General features: G+C 63.9%; 17 protein-coding genes. 3 read left to right on the forward strand and 14 right to left on the reverse strand.

Annotated elements, in window-relative coordinates; translation table 11 throughout:
* Nucleotides 1-68 precede the first annotated feature (68 nt).
* The 7 genes from CNX70_RS19540 to glpD form a co-directional block, all read right to left on the reverse strand.
* Complete coding sequence (locus CNX70_RS19540; RefSeq protein WP_096236284.1) at nucleotides 69-1,796, reverse strand: ABC transporter substrate-binding protein; 1,728 nt, start codon at nucleotides 1,794-1,796, stop codon at nucleotides 69-71.
* Nucleotides 1,797-1,868: 72 nt separating this feature from the next.
* Nucleotides 1,869-2,144, reverse strand: a complete 276-nt coding sequence (locus CNX70_RS19545; RefSeq protein ID WP_096238567.1) for a DUF2160 domain-containing protein — start codon at nucleotides 2,142-2,144, stop codon at nucleotides 1,869-1,871.
* Between the two features lie 31 nt (nucleotides 2,145-2,175).
* Nucleotides 2,176-2,982, reverse strand: a complete 807-nt coding sequence (locus CNX70_RS19550) for a carbohydrate ABC transporter permease (protein ID WP_096236286.1) — start codon at nucleotides 2,980-2,982, stop codon at nucleotides 2,176-2,178.
* On the reverse strand, nucleotides 2,979-3,863 hold the full coding sequence (locus tag CNX70_RS19555; protein ID WP_096236288.1) for a carbohydrate ABC transporter permease: 885 nt from the start codon (nucleotides 3,861-3,863) through the stop codon (nucleotides 2,979-2,981). The genes CNX70_RS19550 and CNX70_RS19555 overlap by 4 nt, the downstream gene beginning before the upstream one ends.
* Nucleotides 3,863-4,954: an ABC transporter ATP-binding protein gene (locus CNX70_RS19560; protein WP_096236290.1), complete on the reverse strand. Its 1,092-nt coding sequence runs from the start codon at nucleotides 4,952-4,954 to the stop codon at nucleotides 3,863-3,865. Before CNX70_RS19560 ends, CNX70_RS19555 begins: the two co-directional genes overlap by 1 nt.
* A 1-nt stretch (nucleotide 4,955) precedes the next feature.
* Nucleotides 4,956-6,050 (reverse strand): ABC transporter ATP-binding protein, encoded by a 1,095-nt coding sequence (locus CNX70_RS19565; RefSeq protein ID WP_096236292.1) that lies wholly within the window; start codon nucleotides 6,048-6,050, stop codon nucleotides 4,956-4,958.
* Between the two features lie 74 nt (nucleotides 6,051-6,124).
* Complete coding sequence (glpD, locus tag CNX70_RS19570; RefSeq protein WP_244198875.1) at nucleotides 6,125-7,711, reverse strand: glycerol-3-phosphate dehydrogenase; 1,587 nt, start codon at nucleotides 7,709-7,711, stop codon at nucleotides 6,125-6,127.
* 194 nt (nucleotides 7,712-7,905) lie between these two features.
* On the opposite strand from glpD, the gene CNX70_RS19575 reads away from it, so the two are divergent.
* The 3 genes from CNX70_RS19575 (at nucleotide 7,906) to CNX70_RS19585 (ending at nucleotide 10,522) form a co-directional block, all read left to right on the forward strand.
* Complete coding sequence (locus tag CNX70_RS19575; protein ID WP_096236294.1) at nucleotides 7,906-8,664, forward strand: DeoR/GlpR family DNA-binding transcription regulator; 759 nt, start codon at nucleotides 7,906-7,908, stop codon at nucleotides 8,662-8,664.
* Between the two features lie 357 nt (nucleotides 8,665-9,021).
* The gene (locus tag CNX70_RS19580; protein WP_096236296.1) at nucleotides 9,022-9,525 is read left to right on the forward strand and encodes a MarR family winged helix-turn-helix transcriptional regulator; all 504 of its coding nucleotides are present in this window, start codon (nucleotides 9,022-9,024) and stop codon (nucleotides 9,523-9,525) included.
* A 79-nt stretch (nucleotides 9,526-9,604) separates the two neighbouring features.
* Nucleotides 9,605-10,522, forward strand: coding sequence for a pyridoxal-phosphate dependent enzyme (locus CNX70_RS19585; RefSeq protein ID WP_096236297.1), 918 nt, complete (start codon nucleotides 9,605-9,607; stop codon nucleotides 10,520-10,522).
* A gap of 6 nt (nucleotides 10,523-10,528) precedes the next feature.
* Here CNX70_RS19585 and CNX70_RS19590 read toward each other — a convergent pair whose 3' ends face one another.
* The 7 genes from CNX70_RS19590 to CNX70_RS19620 form a co-directional block, all read right to left on the reverse strand.
* A complete protein-coding gene (locus CNX70_RS19590; RefSeq protein ID WP_167389692.1) occupies nucleotides 10,529-12,529 on the reverse strand; it encodes a diguanylate cyclase domain-containing protein in 2,001 nt (666 codons plus the stop codon).
* Between the two features lie 19 nt (nucleotides 12,530-12,548).
* Nucleotides 12,549-13,079, reverse strand: a complete 531-nt coding sequence (cysC, locus tag CNX70_RS19595) for an adenylyl-sulfate kinase (RefSeq protein WP_096236299.1) — start codon at nucleotides 13,077-13,079, stop codon at nucleotides 12,549-12,551.
* Between the two features lie 62 nt (nucleotides 13,080-13,141).
* Nucleotides 13,142-15,811, reverse strand: a complete 2,670-nt coding sequence (locus CNX70_RS19600) for a nitrate reductase (protein ID WP_096236300.1) — start codon at nucleotides 15,809-15,811, stop codon at nucleotides 13,142-13,144.
* Nucleotides 15,812-15,822: 11 nt separating this feature from the next.
* Nucleotides 15,823-17,049, reverse strand: a complete 1,227-nt coding sequence (locus CNX70_RS19605; protein WP_096236301.1) for an NAD(P)/FAD-dependent oxidoreductase — start codon at nucleotides 17,047-17,049, stop codon at nucleotides 15,823-15,825.
* Nucleotides 17,046-17,399, reverse strand: coding sequence for a nitrite reductase small subunit NirD (gene nirD / locus CNX70_RS19610; protein WP_096236303.1), 354 nt, complete (start codon nucleotides 17,397-17,399; stop codon nucleotides 17,046-17,048). Before nirD ends, CNX70_RS19605 begins: the two co-directional genes overlap by 4 nt.
* A gap of 12 nt (nucleotides 17,400-17,411) precedes the next feature.
* Nucleotides 17,412-19,964 carry a nitrite reductase large subunit NirB gene (nirB, locus tag CNX70_RS19615; RefSeq protein ID WP_096236305.1) on the reverse strand — a complete coding sequence of 851 codons (2,553 nt, stop codon included), beginning with the start codon at nucleotides 19,962-19,964 and terminating at the stop codon, nucleotides 17,412-17,414.
* Between the two features lie 10 nt (nucleotides 19,965-19,974).
* A complete protein-coding gene (locus tag CNX70_RS19620; RefSeq protein ID WP_096236307.1) occupies nucleotides 19,975-21,282 on the reverse strand; it encodes an MFS transporter in 1,308 nt (435 codons plus the stop codon).
* Between the last annotated feature and the right edge of the window lie 203 nt (nucleotides 21,283-21,485).

Below are 21,485 nucleotides of genomic sequence, written 5' to 3' on the forward strand. Positions count from 1 at the left end.
GTCTATACAGTGAAGGGGCACGGGAAAACGCCCGTGCCCCGGGACAACGGCGGCAGAAGTTTACACGACTACCTTACCTTGCCCTCTTTCCAAGCCTGCAATAATTTATCGTAGGCAATCGTTTCACCCTTCGGTTTTTCATTCGCCAGCTTCTTCCATGGGGCATGCTGGTCCGACAGATACTGGTTCGGATCGCCCTTGGCATTGAGCTTGGGCGCGCACGCCTTCATGCCCGCCCGCTGCAAGCGCGCCATGACCTGGTCCATTTCCTCGGCCAGGTTATCCATGGCGGCTTGCGGCGTCTTTTCCGCCGTGATGGCCGTGGCCACGTTCTTCCACCACAGCTGCGCCAGCTTCGGATAGTCGGGCACGTTGTTGCCTGTCGGCGTCCACGCTACTCTGGCTGGGCTGCGGTAGAACTCGATCAAGCCGCCGTACTCGTTCGTGTGTTTCGTAAAATAATCGTGGCGGATATCGGAATCGCGAATAAAAGTCAGGCCGACGATGGATTTCTTCAGCGACACGGTTTTCGAGGTGACGAATTGCGCATACAGCCAGGCGGCGGCCTTGCGGTCGTCCGGCGTGGACTTGAACAGGAACCAGGAACCCACGTCCTGATAGCCATTCTGCATGCCCTCCTTCCAGTACGGGCCGTGCGGCGACGGCGCCATGCGCCATTTCGGCGTGCCGTCCTTGTTGACCACCGGCAAGCCCGGTTTCGTCATGCCAGCCGTAAACGCCGTGTACCAAAAGATTTGCTGGGCGATTTCACCCTGCGCCGGCACGGGACCCGATTCCGAGAAATTCATGCCGTTCGCCTGCGGCGGCGCGTATTTCTTCATCCAGTCGATGTATTTCGTCAGCGCAAAGACGGCCGCCGGCGAATTGGTGGCGCCGCCGCGTGAAACGGACGCGCCGACAGGCGTGCACTTGTCGGCCGCGACCTTGATGCCCCATTCGTCGACGGGCATGCCGTTCGGAATACCCTTGTCGGCTGCGCCAGCCATCGACAGCCACGCATCCGTGAAGCGCCAGCCCAGCGACGGATCTTTCTTGCCGTAATCCATGTGGCCATACACTTTCTTGCCGTCCAGTTCCTTCACGTCATTGGTAAAAAAGTCGGCGATATCTTCATACGCGGACCAGTTTTGCGGCACGCCCAGTTCGTAGCCATACTTGGCCTTGAACTTGGCTTGCAAATCCTTGCGCGCGAACCAGTCGGCGCGGAACCAGTACAGGTTGGCAAACTGCTGGTCGGGCAACTGGTACACCTTGCCGTCCGGCGCCGTGGTAAAGCTGATGCCGATGAAATCTTTCAAGTCCAGGCCGGGATTGGTAAATTCCTTGCCCTTGGCGGCCATGTAGTCGGACAGCGGTTCGACGGCGCCATAGCGGTAGTGCGTGCCGATCAGGTCGGAATCGGAAATCCAGCCGTCATAGATGCTCTTGCCGGACTGCATGGAGGTTTGCAGCTTTTCCACCACGTCGCCTTCCTGGATGATGTCGTGGCGTACCTTGATGCCCGTGATTTCCTCGAAAGCCTTGGCCAGGGTCTTCGATTCGTAGACGTGGGTGTCGATGGTTTCCGAGACCACGGAAATTTCCTTGATGCCCTTGGCTTTCAGCTTGGCCGCCGCATCGATGAACCACTGCATTTCAGCAAGCTGTTGCTGCTTGCTCAGGCTGGATGGCTGGAATTCCTTGTCGATCCAGGTTTGCGCCTGTTTGGCGTCGGCCAGGGCCGCATTCGACACGAGCATGGCCACCGCCGCGAAGACCGTGAACTTCAATTTCATCGTGAATCTCCTTTTATTGTATTGCCGGCCGCCTGCTGACGGTCCGGCCTCCATCAACACCGGCAAGCCGGCTCACCCCCAACGCATTACCACTAATAAAAGTACAAAACTGATGGCAGCACCAATCGCTTGCTGCATTTCCGTAAACCCCGCCCAGGCCAGATTCACATACGCGGCCGTGAGCAAGCCGATGAACAAACGGTCGCCACGCGTGGTGGGCATGGGCAAGAAGCCCTTGCGCGCGATGCTGGGCGAACGGCATTGCCACACCGTCATGCCAGCGAGCATCAAGCCGATACAGATGAAGAAGATGGCCACTTCCGGCGTCCAGGCCATCCAGCCGAACAGGCTGGCTGTGCTATCACTCGTATTTTCCATGTCACACTCTCCCCATCGCGAAACCCTTGGCGATGTAATGGCGCACGAACCAGATCACCAGCGCACCGGGCACGATGGTCAAGACGCCCGCCGCCGCCAGCACGCCCCAGTCCATGCCAGCTGCCGACACGGTGCGTGTCATGGTGGCGGCAATCGGCTTGGCATTGACGGAGGTCAAGGTACGCGCCAGCAACAGTTCCACCCAGCTGAACATGAAACAGAAGAAGGCCGTCACGCCCACGCCCGACTTAATCATCGGCAAGAAGATGCGGATGAAGAAGCGCGGAAAGCTGTAGCCGTCGATATACGCCGTCTCGTCGATTTCCTTCGGCACGCCGGACATGAAACCCTCCAGTATCCACACGGCCAGCGGCACGTTGAAGACCATGTGCGCCAGCGCCACGGCCAGATGCGTATCCATCAGGCCCACCGTCGAATACAGCTGGAAGAAGGGTACGAGGAAGACGGCGGGCGGCGTCATGCGGTTGGTCAACAGCCAGAAGAACAGATGCTTGTCGCCGACAAAGTTATAGCGCGAAAACGCATACGCGGCCGGCAAGGCCACCGTGACCGACATCACCATGTTCAGCGCCACGTAAATCATGGAATTGATGTAGCCGCTGTACCACGATGGGTCCGTAAAGATGGTCTTGTAGTTGGCGAACGTCAGGTGTTCGGGCCACAGGCTCAGCACGCCGACGATTTCCTCGTTGGTCTTGAGCGACATGTTGAGCATCCAGTAGATGGGCAATAGCGAGCCCAGCAGGAAGACGATCAGGATGGTGGCACTGATTTTCTTGTGCATCATTTCTGGTCTCCCGTGCCGACGCGCTGCATCCACGTGTACAGCACAAAGCAGAACAGCAGGATGATCAGGAAGTAAATCAATGAGAACGCCGAAGCCGGCCCCAGGTCGAACTGGCCCACGGCCTTTTGCGTCAGGTATTGCGACAAAAAGGTGGTGGCATTGCCGGGTCCGCCACCGGTCAGCACGAACGGTTCCGTGTAGATCATGAAACTGTCCATGAAGCGCAGCAAGACGGCGATCATCAGCACATTGCGCAGTTTCGGCAGCTGGATGTAGCGGAACACGGCCAGGCGCGAGGCGCCGTCGATGCGCGCCGCCTGGTAATACGCGTCGGGAATGGCGCGCAGACCCGCATAGCACAGCAGCACGACCAATGGCGTCCAGTGCCAGATATCCATCACCATCACCGTCAGCCAGGCGTCGAGCGAGTTGCCGTTGTAATTGTAGTCAACACCCAATTGATTCAAGGTGTAGCCCATCAGGCCGATGTCGCCACGGCCAAAGATTTGCCAGATGGTGCCCACCACGTTCCACGGTATCAGCAAGGGCAGCGCGATCAGCACCAGCGCCAGCGACGCCTTCCAGCCCTCGGCCGGCATGCACAGGGCAATCAAAATACCGAGCGGAATCTGGATCGCCAGCACGGAGCCGGAAAACAGCAGCTGGCGCAGCAAGGCGCTGTGCAAGTCGCCGTCGAGCATGACCATGCGGAACCACTCAGTGCCGACGAATACCTTTTGCGTGGGGCTCAGGATATCTTGCACGGAATAGTTCACCACCGTCATCAGCGGCAGGATGGCGGAAAAGGCCACGCACAGCAGCACGGGCAAGATCAGCAGCCAGGCGCGGCGGTTGTTATCGGTTTTACCGTTATGTATCATCAGGCCACCCGCTTATCGTTGACGTAGTACAAGGTGCGTTGCGGCGGAAAGCGCAGCCGTACAGCCTCCCCCGCCACCGCGTCGATGGCGCGCAGCTTGGCCGCCACCGTGGCGCCGCCCAGCTGAAATTGCGCCAGGTAATGCGTGCCCATGTTGCGTACGGCAGTCACCGTGGCGTCCAGCGTATCCTCCCCACCCTCGCCCGCTTTCAGGCATTCGACGAATTCCGGCCGCACGCCGAGCGTGATCTTGCCTTGCGCGCCAGCCAGGGCCGCGCGGGTGGCGGCGGACACGGCCAGCGGCTGGCCCGCCACTCTCGCCCCGCCATCGTCCAGGGTGCAATCGAGCAAGTTCATGCCCGGATTGCCGATGAAATAGCCGACAAAGGTGTGCTCGGGTTCCTCGAACAGCGCTTGTGCGCTGCCCGTCTGCACCACTTCGCCCTGCGTCATGACGACCACCTGGTCGGCAAAGGTCAGCGCTTCCACCTGGTCGTGCGTGACATAGATCAAGGATAACTTCAGTTCGTGGTGGATTTCCTTCAACTTTCTGCGCAACAGCCATTTCAAATGCGGATCGATCACCGTCAGCGGTTCGTCGAACAGCACGGCTGCCACATCGGGGCGCACGAGACCGCGTCCCAGCGAAATCTTTTGCTTCGCGTCCACGGACAAGCCACTGGCGCGCAGTTTCAGGTCGCCCGTCAATTCCAGCATCTGCGCCACCTGCTGCACGCGCTTTTTCACCTCGATCTCTTTCCAGCCGCGATTGCGCAGCGGAAACGCCAGGTTGTCGTGCACGGTCATGGTGTCGTAAATGACGGGAAACTGGAACACTTGCGCGATATTCCTCGCCTCGGTCGGCAGCTGCGTGACGTCCTTGCCGTCGAACAGCACCTTGCCATGCGACGGCTTTACCAGGCCGGAGATGATATTGAGCAAGGTCGTCTTGCCGCAGCCGGATGGCCCCAGCAAGGCGTAGGCGCCGCCGTCATGCCACGCCATGCTCATCGGCCGCAGCGCATAGTCGGCGGGTGCCGTGGGGTTCGGTTTGTAGGCGTGGGCCAGGTCGACCAGTTCGATGCGCGCCATGTCACACTCCTCCTTGCACAGGGGCGAACAGCAGACCGCCATCGTCCGCAAAGATCAGCAAGGCATGCGGCTGGCAATACACGGTGCAGGCGCTGCCGATCTCCAGGTTGTGCACGCCACCGAGTTGCGCCACCAGGGCCAAGTCGCCACGGCGCGCATGCACATAGGTTTCCGAGCCGCTGATTTCGGCCAGGTCCACCGTAGCTGCGATGGCCACGTCGCCATCGGACTGGGGCGACAGATGCAGGCTGTGCGCGCGCACGCCGAGGATCACCTGCGTGCTGTCGCCCAGGCCGGCACGCTGTTCGCCGCTCAGGTTTATCGCCAGGCCGTCCGCCGCCCGCGCCACGCCCTGCGCATCGACGCGCGCGGGAATCAGGTTGATGGGCGGGTCACTGAAGGTGCGCGCCACGGCAATGGAATTGGGCGCGTTGAAGACGTCCAGCGTCGGCCCCTGCTGCAGCAAGCGTCCCTCGTGCAGCACGGCCACGTGGCCGCCCAGCTGCAGCGCTTCCAGCGGTTCCGTGGTGGCGTACACGACCGTCGTGCTGCCGCTGGAAAACAGTTCCGTCAATTCGCGGCGCAATTCCTCGCGCAATTTGTAGTCGAGGTTCACCAATGGCTCGTCGAGCAGCAACAGGGACGCATCCTTGATCAGCGCGCGCCCCAGCGCCGTGCGCTGCTGCTGGCCGCCCGACAGTTCCCCGGGCGTGCGCTGCAGATACGGCGTGATATGCAGGCGCTCGGCCAGCGCCAGCACCTTGGTTCGTATCTGTTCCTCGGGCACCTTGCGCAAGCGCAAGGGCGAAGCGATATTATCGTACACCGTAAAGGCCGGATAGTTGATGAATTGCTGGTACACCATGGCCAGATTGCGCTTACTGACGGGCACGCCCGTCACGTCGACGCCATCGGCCGTGACGGTGCCCCCGCTGGGCTTGTCCAGGCCCGCCATCACGCGCATCAGGGTGGTCTTGCCGGCACGCGTGGTGCCCAGCAAGACGTTGATGGCGCCCGGCACCAGCGCCAGCGACATCGGATATAAATAATCGTCAGCCCCCTGCTTCCTGCTGATCTTGTCCAGTACCAGTTGCACGCGCGTCTCCTCCAGTGATGGTTTCTTATTCTTCGCGGCACCCTCTGCGGGGCGTGGTCGCCAACGTGTGCTGCTTACGACAAAGGGTGCTGCAACAGCCAGGCGTCGAGCCTGCCCGCCGTCTCGCGCGGCAGGTGCAGGCCCAGCTTGGAGCGCCGCCACAGGATGTCGGCCGCGCTGACGGCCCATTCATGGCGCCGCAAATAGTCCACTTCCGCCCCGTACAGGCCGGCGGCGATTTCCTCGCCCATGGCCGCCACATCCTTGCGCCCATCGAGCAGCAGATGGATGCGCGTGCCGTAGGCGCGCGCATAGCGTGCCACCAGCGCCGCCGGCAGCCACGCATAGTCGCGCTGCAAGCCCTGCACGAACTGGCCGAATTCGCGCACTGACCGGTTCTGCGGCACGCTGCCGAACACGTCGCCACCGGGCAGGCAGGCGCTGGCCGTCCAGGCCCGCCGCCTCTTGCCTGGCTCGGGCACCAGCAACGGTTCGAGCAAATCGAGCGCTTCCTCGGCCAGCTTGCGAAAGGTGGTGATCTTGCCGCCGAAGATACTCAGCAGCGGCGCTCCTTCCTGGTCCAGTTCGAAGCAGTAATCGCGCGTGACGGCCTTGGCGTCGGCGGACGCGTCTTCCACCAGCGGGCGCACGCCCGCATACGTCCAGACCACGTCAGCAGGATTGATGGGCTTGCTGAAATAGTAACTGGAAAGCTCGCACAAGTAACGAATTTCCGCGTCATCGATTTCCACCTTGCCGCGCTCGCCCTGGTAGTCGAGGTCGGTGGTGCCGATCAGGGTGAAGTCTGTCTCATACGGAATGGCAAACACGATGCGCCCGTCCGGATGCTGGAAGATATACGCATGATCATGCGCGAACAGACGCTTGACGACGATATGGCTGCCCTTGATCAAACGCAAATGCCGGCCCTGTCCACCGGGCACGGCCTGCTGCAGGAACTCGGCCGTCCACGGCCCGGCCGCATTGACGACGCTGCGCGCGCGCACGGCCAACTCACGTCCATCGCCTTGCTGCAGGGTCGCCTGCCAGGCAGCGTCCGCACCCGCGCCATCGCGCCGCAGGGCCGTGCAGCGCGTCTGCGTCAGCACGTGCGCGCCCTTGTCCGCCGCGTCGATGGCGTTCAGCACCACCAGGCGCGCATCGTCGACCCAGCCGTCGGAATACACGAAACCGCGCTTGAACTCAGGTTTTAATGGTTGTCCCGCCGCGTGCCGCGTCAGGTCGATACCTTGCGAGGCAGGCAGGATTTGGCGCTTCGCCAGCATGTCGTAGAGAAACAGGCCGGCACGTATCAGCCAGGCGGGGCGCTGGCCTTGCGCATGCGGCATGACAAAGCGCAAGGGCCACATGATGTGCGGCGCCGAGCGCAGCAGCACTTCGCGCTCGATCAGCGCCTTGCGCACGAGGCCGAACTCATAGTATTCGAGGTAGCGCAGGCCGCCGTGTATCAGCTTGGTGGACGCGGACGAGGTGTGTGCGGCGAGGTCGTCTTTTTCGCACAGCACCACGGACAAGCCCCGCCCGGCCGCATCGCGCGCGATGCCGGCGCCGTTGATGCCGCCACCCACCACCAGCACGTCGCATGCCATCGCCGGCTGCGGCTGCGGCACTGCGTCGATTCCCTGCTGCATTGAGGCCATCGGGACTCCATCGTTATCAAGGACAAGCGACCAAGAAAGACTAGGCACACCCGGCGACTGTGGTTAAGATCAATACGGATGTCATACGAATGCAATATGGATAAGATTACGCCATAAATCGAACTCATAGCAACATGTTTTCACCCAAATTTGTTCGATTTTGTTCGCTTATGGAATTTTAAAGAGACACGCCCATGAATTTGAATCCCCGCCAGCGCCGCTTGCTTGAAGTGGTGCGCCAGAAAGTCACCATGTCGGTCGAGGAGTTGGCCCAGCAACTCGACGTCACGCCGCAAACCGTGCGGCGCGACGTCAAGCAGATGGAAGAAGCGCGCCTGCTGGCCCGCTATCACGGCGGCGTGGGCTTGCCCTCGTCCGTGGAAAACATCGATTACAGCCAGCGCCAGGTATTCAACAGCGACGCCAAGCGGCGCATCGCCACCGCCGTGGCGGCGCAAGTGCCGCATGGCTGTTCGCTCCTGATCAATATCGGCACCACCACCGAAGAAGTGGCGCGCGCGCTGGGACAGCACACGGGCTTGCACGTGGTGACGAACAACCTGAACGTGGCCGCCATCCTGGCTGACAACGGCGCCTGCGAAGTCATCGTGGCCGGCGGCGTGGTGCGCGGACGCGACCGTGGCATCGTGGGTGAAGCCACCATCGACTTCATCCGCCAGTTCAAGGTCGACATCGGCATCATCGGCATTTCCAGCATCGACGAAGACGGCAGCCTGCGCGACTTCGATGCGCGCGAGGTAAAGGTGGCGCAGGCCATCATCGAGCAGTCGCGCGAAGTGTGGCTGGTGGCTGACCAGCATAAATTCGGCCGCAAGGCGCTGGTGCGCCTGGCCGATCTGGCGCAAATCGATATCTTGTTTACGGATGCGCCGCCGCCAGCCCGCTTTGCCGACGTACTGCGCGACGCGGGCGTAAAGGTGGTGGTGGCCTGAGCAGCCAGTACGTCTGCATGAAAACTTCGCACTCTCGCGTGGGCAATGCGGCAGGTAGGGGCAAGCGCAGCGCATGATCTGAAATATTTATCAATTCGGCAAAAAAAGCTGTTACCATTGAGGCAACATGAGTTATTTTTTTAATCTTCCTCTCCGGCAATACGATTATTTGCTTGATATTGCTTTTTATCTATCCAGAGCAAGGAAATAAGGAAAAACTCTTTGCTGGTCAGTGATTTCCTGTGAAAACAGTGTTAAAACTACCTCAAGCACGATGATTGTTCCCAAACAAACCACTCGACAGCCAGCGTGAAGGCCTTGACCATGCCGGTAACGCCGCCCAGTGAAGGAAAAGTAATGAGCCATAATTTTGAAACGGCCGCCTCGCCGCAAGCCGCCCATCCCAACAGCGTTCCCGTCAGCGAGCTGGAAGCCCATCTCGGCTACTGGCTGCGTTTCGTCTCCAACCACGTATCCCACAGCTTCCAGAAAAAGGCGGAAGCCAACGGCGTGACGGTGTCCGAATGGGTGGTGCTGCGCGAAATGTTCCGCCTGGGCTGCACCTCGCCCACGGTGCTGGCGCAAGTGTCCGGCATGAGCAAGGGCGCCGTGTCGAAGCTGATCGACCGCCTGGAAAGCAAGGGCATGGTCAGCAAGTCGATCCTGCTGGCGGACCGCCGCCAGCATTCGATCGAACTGACCACGGAAGGCGAAGCGCTGGTGCCCGTGCTGGCCGGGATGGCCGACCAGAACGACGAGGAGTTCTTCGGCAAGCTGCCGCGCCAGCTGCGCGACGACCTGCTCGCAGCAATGAAGCAAGTGGCGCACACGCATCAGCTCAAGAGCGCGCCCCTGAATTAAAGCGGCTTGCGGCAAGGGTGGCACGGTGGCAAGGGCGCTTCGGCTATGATGCTGGCCTGACCGTTTACCAGGAACACGCATGGCCCTGCACATCGAAACCCCTCTGCTCAACTCGCGCGCCCTGAGCCTGCACAGCGACCGCGCCATCTGGCTCAAGCTTGAAGCCTTGCAGCCGCCCGGCTCCTTCAAGATCCGCGGCATCGGCCTCGCCTGCGAAGAATACGCGCGGCGCGGCGCCAGCCGTTTCATCTCTTCTTCCGGCGGCAATGCCGGCATCGCCGTCGCCTATGCGGGACGCCAGCTGGGCATTCCCGTCATCGTCGTGGTGCCGGAAACGACCAGCGCGCGGGCCAGGGCCCTGATCGCCCAGGAAGGCGCCGAAGTCATCGTGCACGGCGCCGCCTGGCAAGAGGCCAACGCGCTGGCGCAAGCCATGCTCACGCCGCAAGACGCTTTCCTGCATCCGTTCGACGACCCACTGCTGTGGCAGGGCCATGCGGGCATGATCGATGAAGTGGCCAGCGCGGGCCTGAAACCGGACGCGGTGGTGCTGTCGGTGGGCGGCGGCGGCCTGCTGGCCGGCGTGGCAGAAGGCTTGCAGCGCAACGGCTGGGACGACGTGGCGCTGCTGGCCGTGGAAACCGAAGGCGCGGCCTCGCTGGCCGCCGCCGTGGCCGCGCGCGAACACGTGGCCCTGCCCGCCGTGAGCAGCATCGCCACTTCGCTGGCCGCGCGCCAGGTGTGCGCGCAAGCCTACGCCATCAGCCAGACGCGCCTGCTGCACAGCGTGGTGGTCTCGGACAAGGCCGCCGTCGATGCCTGCCAGCGCTTTATTGACGACCAGCGCCTGGTAGTGGAGCCGGCCTGCGGCGCGGCGCTGGCTGCCGTCTACGGCAAGGTGCCGCAACTGGCGCCCTACCGCAATGTGCTGGTCATCGTCTGCGGCGGCGTCACGGCCACCACGCAGCAGCTCGACCACTGGAGCGCCACCCTGTAACTGCGGCTACGTCACCGCCTCGCGCAGCGCCACGCCATCGCGGCCCTGTCCCTTGGCGGCATACAGGGCCTGGTCCGCCAGGTCCAGCAATTGCGCCGGCGTCAGCGCGCCTTCGCGGAAGATGGCGATGCCGACGCTGGTCGTCACCGGCAGCGGGCCGCTGGCCAGCTCGAAGGGCTGGCGGATGGCGTCGATGATCTTCGCGCCGATCTGGCGCACTTCTGCCGCGCTGTTCACGCCCTCAAAAATGATCACGAATTCATCGCCGGCCAGGCGCGCCACCAGGTCGCTGGCGCGCACGCTGCGCACCAGCCGCGCGGCGAATTCCTTCAGCACCTCGTCGCCCGCCTTGTGCCCCAGGCTGTCGTTGATGGCCTTGAAGCGGTCGATATCGAGATAGGCCAGCGCCATCGGCGCGCGCGTCACGCGCGTGCGCTGCATGCTTTGCGCCAGCTGTTCGTCGAAGCGGCGCCGGTTGGCGATGCCCGTCAAGGTGTCGGTGGCGGCGGCAAACTGCAGCGCCGTATGCTCTGCCTTGGTCTTGGTGATTTCGTGGATCAGGCCATACACGCCTTCCACCGCGCCGCTCTCGCCCACATCGGGCACATAGCTGGTCTGGAAGGCGCGCCGGCCCGCCTTCCCCTCGCCGTCGATGGTGAATTCATACTCGACCGCCTCGCCCGAGAAGGCGCGCTGCAAGTAGGCTTCGCGCAATTGATACGCTTCTTCGCCCAGCACGTCACGTATCGACTGCATCATGCTTTCCTTGCGCGACCGGCCGAACCATTTTTCAAACGTCGCGTTGATGAACTGGTAGCGGTGCTCGCGGTCGATGTAGACGATCACCACGGGGACATGGTCCGTCAGCAGCTTCAAGCGCCGTTCGCTGTCGCGCGTCTGCGCCTCGGCGATTTCGCGCTCGGCCACCAGCGAGTAAAAATCGCGGCTCAAGTCGCCGATTTCGTCGCGCCGCTCGATTTGCAGCGCCCCGATGCCCAGGCGCTGGCGCCGGATTTCATGCACATGGTGGCGCAGGCGCTCCAAAGGCTGCAACAGGCGCAGCACCACGCGCCAACCGGCCAGCCCCGCCAGTGCCGCCAGCAACACGGCGGCCAGCAGGATCTTGCTGCGGATGGCGTGCAGCGGCGCGAACGCGTCGCTCATGGGATAGACGGACGCCAGTATCCAGCCCGTCGAGGCGATGCGGTGATAGGCGAACAAGGCATCGACGCCTTGCGTGGTGGTGCCCGTCAGCCAGCCCTCGAAGCCCTGCATGGCGCGCCGCGTCGGTTCGCTGACGGGGCCATGCGCGTCGATATGCTGCATGATGCGCGACTTGTCGGGATGCTCGACGATGACGCCTTCGCTGGTCATGATGTACAGATAGCCACCCGTGCCCGGCTTGAGTACGCCCAGACGCCCGAGGAAATCGGGCTGGCGCAGGTTCACGCTGGCCGCCAGCACATAGCGCATGGCGCCGTGCGCGTCGAACACGGGCTGCGTCACCACCACCAGCGGCATGCCCGAAATGCTGCCGTTGAGCGGCGCGGAAATCACCGAACGCCGGGTCGCCAGCGTCTGGTCGAAATACGGGCGGCCTTTCAGGGTCATCCCCGCCTGCGGCTTGACGGGGCCCATGCTGGCCAGCAGGGAGCCATCGGTGGCCGCCACGCCGGCCGTGTAGAACTCCTTGCCCAGCACCGTTTGCGCGGCCAGGAAGCGCTGCAGGCCGGCGTCATCGTGCGCGCCGCTGGCCGCCAGGCTGTCCGCCATCGCGCGCAGCACATTGCGCTTGGCGTCGAGTTCTTCATCGATGAAAACGGCGGCGCTGGCCAGCGATACATACTGCTGGCGTCCCGTCACGTCGCGCATGCCGCGCTCGGCCACGCTCAGGGTGGCCAGTGCCAGCGAGGCCACGGCCGTCAGCACGAGCAGGAAGACGACCACGCTCATGCGCGCCTTCAGGCTGGCAGGCAGGCGCCGGCGCAGCAATTTGCGCAATCTCATACGCATCGTCACCACGCCGTCACAACCGCTGCTGCAAATGCCGGCACAGGCGCTCGACCGATTCTTGCAGCGCCAGCACCCCGGTGTCGAGGCTCAGCGCGGGCGACAGCGGCGCCTCGTAGGGAGCGGAGACACCCGTGAATTGCGCGATCTGCCCCGCGCGCGCCTTTGCATACAGGCCTTTCGGATCGCGCGCCTCGCACTCGGCCAGCGGCGTGCTGACATGGACTTCGATGAAATGCGCCGCGCCGATAATGTCGGCGGCCATGGCCCGGTCGGCGCGGTACGGCGAAATGAAGGCGGCGATGACGGTCAATCCCGCCGCGTTCATCAGGCGCGCCACTTCGGCCGTGCGGCGGATGTTTTCATGCCGGTCTTGCGGTGTAAAACCAAGGTCGCGGTTCAATCCATGGCGCAGCTGGTCGCCGTCGAGCAGCGCCACGGCGCGGCCCTGCGCCTTGAGTGCTTGCGCCAGCGCCAGCGCGATGCTGGTCTTGCCGGCGCCGCTCAAGCCCGTCAGCCAGACCGTGGGGTGTTGTGCTGCTGTCATCACACTGCCTCTCTGTTATAGAGCTGGCAATATAACAAAGCCGTGCCGGAAAGGACAGATTTTCAGGCCGTGCTGCGCGCCTCAAACAGCAACTGTCGTATCTCGGGCACGCAGGAGCCGCAATTGCCGCCCGCCTTGACGCAGGCCGTCACCTGCGCCGTCGTCGTCAGCTTTTGCTCGGCGATGGCGGCACAAATGGTGTTGCGCCCCACGCCAAAGCACGAGCACACAGTGGGCCCGGCGTCGACGCCCTTGCCGATGGGCTGGCCCAGCAGCACGCCGGCGCGGTCCGCCGCATCCATTTGCGCATGCGCAAACAGGCCCGCCAGCCAGCTGCGCGACGGCAGGTCGGGACGGGGCGAGACATACACGCATTGCGCGATGCGCCCTTCGTCCAGGTGCACGGCGCGGTACACGCCGGCGCTGGCGTCGGCGTAATCGAGCCAGTCGGCGTTTTCGTCCGTGACGCCGAGCAGCGCGCGCGCCCAGGCGCCCAGGTCTTCAATGCGCTGGCGGCCGGCCAGCTCGTAGCGCAGGAATTGCTCGCCCTGGATGCGCGTCCAATGCGCCACGCCGTCCAGGTTCAAGGGCGTGCGGCTCAACACGAAAGCATGCCAGTGCACGCGGAACTGCTCGATGCGCACGGGCGTGTGCTTGAATTCGGGCTCGCCCGAGACGGGATCAACGACCGGGTTGACGACGGCGCCCACGCGCGCATCGGACGCATTCGCGTCGCTCCAGTGGATCGGCACAAAGACCTGGCCGCGCGCGATGCCGCCGCCATGCACGACGCGCGCCACCATCGCGCCCCAGGCGCTGGAAATGCGCGCCAGCTCGCCTTCGCGCACGCTGTACAGCAGCGCATCCTGCGGGTGAAGGTCGATGAAGGCCTCGGCGACGTGACCGGACAATTTCGCCGCCTTGCCCGTGCGCGTCATCGTATGCCACTGGTCGCGCACCCGGCCCGTGTTGAGGATCAGCGGATACTCTGCATCGGGAGCATTGCGCGGCGCGCGCGGCGGAGTGGGCACGAAACGCGCGCGGCCATCCGCATGGGCGAAACGGCCGTCGCCGAACAGCCGTGCCCTGCCCTGCGGCCACTGCTGCGGCGCCAGCGCGTCGTATTGCGCCGCATCCAGCTTGTCCAGGCCCGCCAGATTGAACAGGCGCGCCTGCTCGCCCACATTGCGGAAGGTGGACAGGCGCGCGTGTTCGTCGAAGATAGCCTGCGGCGAGGTGAAATCGAAGCCCGCATAGCCCATGCGCGTGGCCACCTCGCACAGCACGTCCCAGTCGGCGCGCGCCTCGCCGGGCGCCGGCAAGAAGGCGCGCTGGCGCGAGATGCGCCGCTCGGAATTGGTCACCGTGCCATCTTTCTCGCCCCAGCCCAACGCGGGCAGCAGCACGTCGGCATGCGCATTCGTGTCCGATTCGGCGCTGATGTCCGACACCACCACCAGTTCGCACTTGGCCAGCGCGCGGCGCACCTGGTCCGCGTCCGGCATGCTGACCAGGGGATTGGTGGCGATGATCCACACGGCTTTGACCTTGCCCGCTTCGATCGCGTGGAACAGGTCCACGGCTTTCAGGCCAGGCTTGTGCGCCATGCGCGGCGAGTCCCAGAACGTCTGCACGGTGTCGCGGTGCAGCGGATTATCCAGTTCCAGGTGCGCCGCCAGCATATTGGCTAGCCCCCCCACTTCGCGCCCGCCCATGGCGTTCGGCTGGCCCGTCAGCGAAAACGGCCCCATGCCGGGCTGGCCGATGCGCCCCGTCGCCAGGTGGCAGTTGATGATGCTGTTGACCTTGTCCGTGCCGGAGGACGACTGGTTCACGCCCTGCGAAAAGGCCGTGACGACCTTGCGCGTGGCGGCAAACGCCTGGTAAAACGCCAGCAAGGCGTGCGCATCGACCTTGCAGATTTTCGCCACCTGCAGCGGATCGCTGCAATCCACGTGCGCGGCCGCCAGCGCTGCGTCGAGTCCCGCACTGTGCTGCGTGACGAACGCATCGTCGATCACGCCTTCCTGCGCCAGATAGCACAGCAAGCCGTTGAACAGCCACACGTCGGTGCCGGGCTTCACGGGCAAATGAACATCGGCCAGCTCGCAGGTGGCCGTGCGGCGCGGGTCGATCACCACCAGTTTCATCTCCGGCCGGCTTTCCTTGATGCGGGCGATGCGCTGAAACAGGATCGGATGGCACCAGGCCGTGTTCGACCCCACCAGCACCACCATGTCGGCCAGTTCCAGGTCTTCATAGCAGCCCGGCACGATATCCTCGCCGAACGCCCGCTTGTGTCCCGCCACGGCCGACGACATGCACAGGCGCGAATTGGTGTCGATATTCGCGCTGCCCACATAGCCCTTCATGAACTTGTTGGCCACGTAATAATCTTCCGTCAGCAGCTGGCCCGAGACATACAGGGCCACGGCGTCGGGTCCGTGTGCATCGATGATGGCGCGCAAGCCGCCGGCCACCTTGTCCAGCGCAGCATCCCAGGAAGCGCGCTGCAACGTACCATCGACGCGCACCTGCGGCTGCAGCAGGCGCTTCTCGGGCCCGAGGGTATCGCCCAGCGCCGAGCCTTTCACGCACAGCTTGCCCAGGTTGGCCGGGTGGCCGCTATCGCCGGCGATGCGGATGGCGCCATCGGGCAAGCGTGTCGCTTCCACGCCGCAGCCGACGCCGCAGTACGGGCAAGTAGTTTTTACGGCCGTGCAGCTTGTCATGAGATGTCCTGTCAGGCAGCCTGGCCACACAGGGCCTGGCCAAACAATAAATGGGAACGCAGCGCGCTGATGTCGCGGCGCTGCTGGATCAGGTCGAAATACCAGGGACCGTCCTGCACCTCGCCATACAGCACGGCGCCCACCAGGCGGCTGCCCTGCACCACCAGGCGCTTGTAAACACCGCGGCGCGGATCGCGCAGCACCAGGTCTTCGCTGCCTTCGCCGCCAATGATGTCGCCGGCCGAGTACAGGTCGATGCCCGTCACTTTCAATTTGGTGGCGCTGGCCTGCTGCACGTAGCGCCGGTGTCCCGCGCCGGCCAGGTGCGCGCCGCACACGCGCGCCTGCTCCCAGATGGGCGCGACCAGGCCGAAGGTGGCGCGCCGGTGCTGCACGCATTCGCCCACCGCATACACGCGTGGGTCATAGCTTTGCAGGCAATCGTCGACGACGATGGCCCGTTCACAGTGCAGGCCGGCCGCTTGCGCCAGCGCGATGTTGGGGCGCACGCCGGCCGTCATCACCACGAGGTCGGCGGGGATCGACGTACCGTCGGCAAAGCGAACGCCCTGCACCCGGTCGGTACCGAGGATTTCCGCCGTTTGCGCCTGCATCAAAAACCGCAGGCCGCGCGCTTCCAGCGCCGTTTTCAGCAGCATCGATGCGGGGGCATCGAGCTGCTGGTTCATCAGGGCACCGCTCATGTGCACCACCGTCACGTCCATGCCCTGGCGCTGCAAGCCGTTGGCCGCTTCCAGCCCCAGCAGGCCGCCGCCGATGACCACCGCGTGGCGGTGCGTACGCGCCGCCTGCAGCATGGTGTCGACGTCGCTGATGTCGCGAAAACCGATCACGCCGGGCAGCGCGTGGCCCGGCACGGGCACGATGAACGGCGTCGATCCTGTGGCCAGCAGCAGGCGGTCGTAGGCTACCGTGATGCCCGACCGCGATTGCACGGTGCGCGCCTGGCGGTCGATGCGCACCACGGGGTCGCCCGCGTGCAGGGTGATGCCGTTTTGCGCATACCAATGGCGCGTGTGCAGCATGATGTCGTCCACCGTCTTTTCGCCGGCCAGCACGGGCGACAGCAAAATGCGGTTGTAATTGCCGTGCGGTTCGGCGCCGAAGACGGTGATGTCGTACAGGTCGGGGGCCAGTTTCAGCAACTCCTCGACCGTGCGCATGCCGGCCATGCCATTGCCGACCACGACTAAAGACGGCCGTGCGGCGGCGTTCACAGGGCCACCCACACCATGCCGCCGAAGACGCGCGCGGGCCAGGCGGCGACCGAATGCTCGGGAGCCTCGATGCACTCGCCGCTGGCCAGGTCGAAGTGCTGCTTGTAGATGGGCGAGGCGACGACGACGCGCTCGCCGATGCTGCCCACCAGTCCCCGCGAGAGCACGGAAGCGCCCGCGTTCGGGTCGACATTGTCAATCGCGTACACGCGCGGCGCGGCATCGCCGACGCGGAACACGGCCACGTGGCGCCCGTTCAACAATGCGCACACGCCCGTGTCGGGCACGATGTCGGTCAAGGGGCAGATGGCCACCCAGTTGTCGGCGCTGGCGCCGGACAGTTCATTCATCGCATTCATGGCTCAAGCCTCCACGGCAAGGATGGGGATCACGCTGCTGCGGCGTTCACTCGGCGTGGCGGGCCGGATCTGGCCCCGCTCTTCGACGAACACCACGTTTTCATCGTGCTTCTCGCTGTTGACGAAATGGCGGAAGCGCTGGCGCACGGCGGGGTCGGTGACGGCCGCTTTCCATTCGCAAGCATAGGTGTTGACCACGTGCTGCATGTCCGCTTCCAGCTCGTGGGCGATGCCCAGGCGGTCGGCTACGACGACGGCTTTCAGGTAATCGAGGCCCCCTTCCAGGTTGTCGCGCCACACGCTGGTGCGCTGCAGGCGGTCGGCCGTGCGCACGTAAAACATCAGGAAGCGGTCGACGTAGCGCACCAGGGTGGCTTCATCGAGATCGGACGCCAGCAGTTCCGCGTGGCGCGGCTTCATGCCGCCATTGCCGCACACGTACAGGTTCCAGCCCTTTTCCGTGGCGATCAGGCCGATATCCTTGCCCTGCGCCTCGGCGCATTCGCGCGTGCAGCCGGAGACGCCGAACTTGATCTTGTGCGGCGTGCGCAAGCCCTTGTAGCGGTTTTCCAGCTGGATGGCAAAGCCCACGCTGTCGGCCACGCCATAACGGCACCAGGTGGAACCGACGCATGATTTCACGGTGCGCAAGGATTTGCCGTAGGCGTGGCCCGATTCGAAGCCGGCCGCGATCAGCTCTTCCCAGATGGCCGGCAACTGGTCGACGCGCGCGCCGAACAGGTCGACCCGCTGGCCGCCCGTGATCTTGGTGTATAGCCCGTATTTTTTCGCCACCATGCCCACGGCGATCAAGCCGTCAGCCGTCACTTCGCCGCCCGGCATGCGCGGCACCACCGAATACGTGCCATCCTTCTGTATATTGCCAAGGAAATAATCGTTACTGTCCTGCAGGCTGGCGTGCACGGGCGACAGGACGAAATCGTTCCAGCACGAGGCCAGGATATTTGCCGCCACGGGCTTGCACACGTCGCACCCCAAACCCTGGCCATGCGCGCCCAGGAGTTCTCCGAAGCTGCGGATCTTGCCGACACGCACCAGATGGTGCAGCTCCTGGCGCGAGTAGGCAAAGTGTTCGCACACGTGATTGTTCACCATCAGGCCCTGCTTCTGCATTTCCGCCTTCATGATCTGCGTCACCAGCGGCACGCAGCCGCCGCAGGCGGTGCCCGCCTTGGTGCAGCTTTTGAGCGCGACTATGCTGGTGGCGCCCGCGGCGACGGCGGCGCACAGCGCACCTTTCGACACATCGTTGCACGAGCAGATTTGCGCCGCATCGGGCAAGGCATCGACGCCCAGGCCCACCTTTTGCTGGCCGTCGGCCTGCGGCAGGATCAGGAATTCGGGGGATGCCGGCAGCTCGATTTTATTCAGCATCATTTGCAAGAGCGTGCCGTATTCGCTGGCGTCACCCACCATCACGCCGCCCAGCAGGTATTTGCCGCAATCGGAGACGACGATCTTCTTGTAGATCTGCTTGCGCTCGTCCATGAACTGGTAGGAGCGGCTGCCCGGTGCATTGCCGTGCGGGTCGCCCAGGCTAGCCACGTCCACGCCCATCAGTTTGAGCTTGGTGCTCATGTCGGCGCCCTTGAACGATGCTTCGCCCTCCTCCTGCAGCACGTGGCGCGCCGCGATGCGCGCCATTTCATAGCCGGGCGCCACCAGGCCGAACACCTGGCCACCCCACAGCGCGCATTCGCCGATGGCATAAATATCGGGGTCGGAGGTGACGCAGCGGTCGTCGATGGCGATGCCGCCGCGCGGCCCCACGTCCAGGCCGCAGGCGCGCGCCAGTTCGTCACGGGGACGGATGCCGGCCGAGAAGACGATCATGTCCGCTTCCAGGTGGCTGCCGTCGGCAAACTGCATGCGGTGCGTGGCCGCTACACCGTCGACGATGGCCAGGGTGTTCTTTTGCGTGTGCACGGTCACGCCCAGCTCTTCGATCTTGCGGCGCAGGACGCGCGCGCCACCTTCATCGACTTGCACGGCCATCAGGCGCGGCGCGAACTCCACCACGTGGGTGTCGAGCTTCAAATCGCGCAAGGCTTTCGCGCATTCGAGGCCCAGCAAGCCGCCGCCGATGACCACCCCCGTCTTTGATTTTCCGCCCCAGGCCAGCATGGCTTCCAGGTCTTCGATGGTGCGGTAGACGAAGCAGCCATCGCGCTCCTTGCCCGGCAGCGGTGGCACGAACGGCATGGAGCCGGTGGCAAACACCAGTTTGTCGTAGGCTAGCACTTCGCCCGTGCTGGCAGTGACGCTTTTCGCCACGCGGTCGATGGACACGGCCCGCGCATTCAGTTTCAGCACGACGTTGCCCTTGTCGAAGAAGCCGGGTGCCACCAGCGACAGATCCTCGGCCGATTTGCCGTTGAAAAATTCGGACAGGTGCACGCGATCGTAGGCGGGGCGCGGCTCTTCGCACAAGACCGTGACGTGCAGGTGCGGCGCGTTTTCCAGGGCCAGGCGTTCGAGGAATTTGTGCCCGACCATGCCATGGCCGAGGACGACGATCTTCAGGGGGTGGTTCATTGCGCTCTCCTCAGGCCGCGGCCATGTTCGGTTCGGCCGCCAGCCCCGTAAATCGGGCGGCGATGGCGCACAGGGCCGAGATCACCACCAGCGCGCTGAGGATGATCAGGGTCTGGCGGATGTCGCCCGTGCCCTTCATCAGGAAACCGGCCGCCACGGCGCCCACGTTGCCGCCGGCGCCGATGATGCCGGCCACGCCGCCGAGCGCCTTACTGTCGATGAAGGGCACCAGTGCATACGTGGCGCCGCACGCCATGTGGGTGAACAGGCCGAAGACCAGCATGGCGATGACGGCATAGGTGACGCTGTCGACTTTGGCAAACCACAGCAAGCCCACGCCTTCGCCGATCATCAGCATGAACAGCAGGGTCACGCGGCTGTTCAAGTTGCCGCGCAGGGCCAGTTTGTCGGACATCCAGCCACCCAGGGCGCGGGCAAACAGCGCCAGCAAGCCGAAGCTGCCGGCGGCCAGGCCCGCCGACTTCAGCGACAGGCCGAAATGGTCGACGTAGTACACGGCGGCGATGTTGTGGATGAAAATTTCGATGCCGAAGCAGGCGCCGTAGGTGACGAACAGCAGCCACACGCGATAGTTGGAGCTGGCCGCCTTGAAGCTGGCCCAGCCGCCGCTTTTGCCACCACCTTTGCCGCCTTCGATGGCGGTACCGGCGGCGCGCAAGTCCGAGTAATTGCCTTCAGGGCAATCCTGCGTATAGCGCCAGTACAGCACGGCCATCACCAGCATCAGCACGCCAGGCACCAGCAGGGCGATGCGCCAGCCCAGCGATTCGGACACGCCCAGCATCAGCACGGCGCCGAGCAGCAACGGCATCAGCGCCTGCGCCGCGCCGCCACCCGCATTGCCCCAGCCGGCGGCGGCGGCATTCGCCGTGCCCACCACGCGGGGCGCAAACATCACGGAGGTGTGATATTGCGTAATGACAAAGCTGGCACCCACGGCGCCGATGCCCAGGCGGAAGAACAGAAAGCTTTCATAGCTTTGCGAGGCGGCCACGCCCAGCACGGGAATGGCGCCCAGCAGCAGCAAGCCCGTGTACGTCTTGCGCGGGCCGTAGCGGTCGCACAAGGGGCCGACGATCAGGCGCACGAGGATGGTGATGGCGACGGCCGCGATATTGATATTCGCCACTTGCGCCAGGGAAAGGCCGAACTCGCCCTTGATGACCGGCATCAGCGGCGCGCAGGCGAACCAGGCGAAGAAACACACGAAAAATGCCATCCACGTCAGGTGGAATGCCCGCATGGGCGGCGTGGCGAGGGAGAAGAGCGCGATGCGCGTTGCTTTTTGGCTGGCCATGATAGGTTCCCGAAGTATCCCGAAAATAACAAAAATGCAAACAAAAACGGCGCCCGCCCCCGCCGATGAAAAAAATCAGCCAGAGCGGACGCCGTTGTCCAGGTGGTCCGTCGTTGGACCGTTGTGCGTTTATTCAGGGGATCGCCGTTGATCCGTATCTCTTGTCTAGCAAGCGCCGTGCCAGCTTCCCTGAGGGCACGCAG

It is taken from the genome of Janthinobacterium svalbardense (assembly GCF_002327145.1).
In the GTDB taxonomy this organism is placed as follows: domain Bacteria; phylum Pseudomonadota; class Gammaproteobacteria; order Burkholderiales; family Burkholderiaceae_D; genus Janthinobacterium; species Janthinobacterium tructae.

Excerpts from the sequence above, each read along its gene's own strand:
- nirB (WP_096236305.1), bottom strand. The coding sequence starts at position 19,964 with ATGAACCACCCCCTGAAGATCGTCGTCCTCGGCCATGGCATGGTCGGG.
- cysC (WP_096236299.1), bottom strand. The coding sequence starts at position 13,079 with ATGACAGCAGCACAACACCCCACGGTCTGGCTGACGGGCTTGAGCGGC.
- CNX70_RS19555 (WP_096236288.1), bottom strand. The coding sequence starts at position 3,863 with ATGATACATAACGGTAAAACCGATAACAACCGCCGCGCCTGGCTGCTG.
- CNX70_RS19585 (WP_096236297.1), top strand. The coding sequence starts at position 9,605 with ATGGCCCTGCACATCGAAACCCCTCTGCTCAACTCGCGCGCCCTGAGC.
- CNX70_RS19550 (WP_096236286.1), bottom strand. The coding sequence starts at position 2,982 with ATGATGCACAAGAAAATCAGTGCCACCATCCTGATCGTCTTCCTGCTG.
- CNX70_RS19575 (WP_096236294.1), top strand. The coding sequence starts at position 7,906 with ATGAATTTGAATCCCCGCCAGCGCCGCTTGCTTGAAGTGGTGCGCCAG.
- CNX70_RS19560 (WP_096236290.1), bottom strand. The coding sequence starts at position 4,954 with ATGGCGCGCATCGAACTGGTCGACCTGGCCCACGCCTACAAACCGAAC.
- CNX70_RS19540 (WP_096236284.1), bottom strand. The coding sequence starts at position 1,796 with ATGAAATTGAAGTTCACGGTCTTCGCGGCGGTGGCCATGCTCGTGTCG.
- CNX70_RS19590 (WP_167389692.1), bottom strand. The coding sequence starts at position 12,529 with ATGAGATTGCGCAAATTGCTGCGCCGGCGCCTGCCTGCCAGCCTGAAG.
- nirD (WP_096236303.1), bottom strand. The coding sequence starts at position 17,399 with ATGAATGAACTGTCCGGCGCCAGCGCCGACAACTGGGTGGCCATCTGC.
- CNX70_RS19620 (WP_096236307.1), bottom strand. The coding sequence starts at position 21,282 with ATGGCCAGCCAAAAAGCAACGCGCATCGCGCTCTTCTCCCTCGCCACG.
- CNX70_RS19580 (WP_096236296.1), top strand. The coding sequence starts at position 9,022 with ATGAGCCATAATTTTGAAACGGCCGCCTCGCCGCAAGCCGCCCATCCC.
- CNX70_RS19600 (WP_096236300.1), bottom strand. The coding sequence starts at position 15,811 with ATGACAAGCTGCACGGCCGTAAAAACTACTTGCCCGTACTGCGGCGTC.
- glpD (WP_244198875.1), bottom strand. The coding sequence starts at position 7,711 with ATGGCCTCAATGCAGCAGGGAATCGACGCAGTGCCGCAGCCGCAGCCG.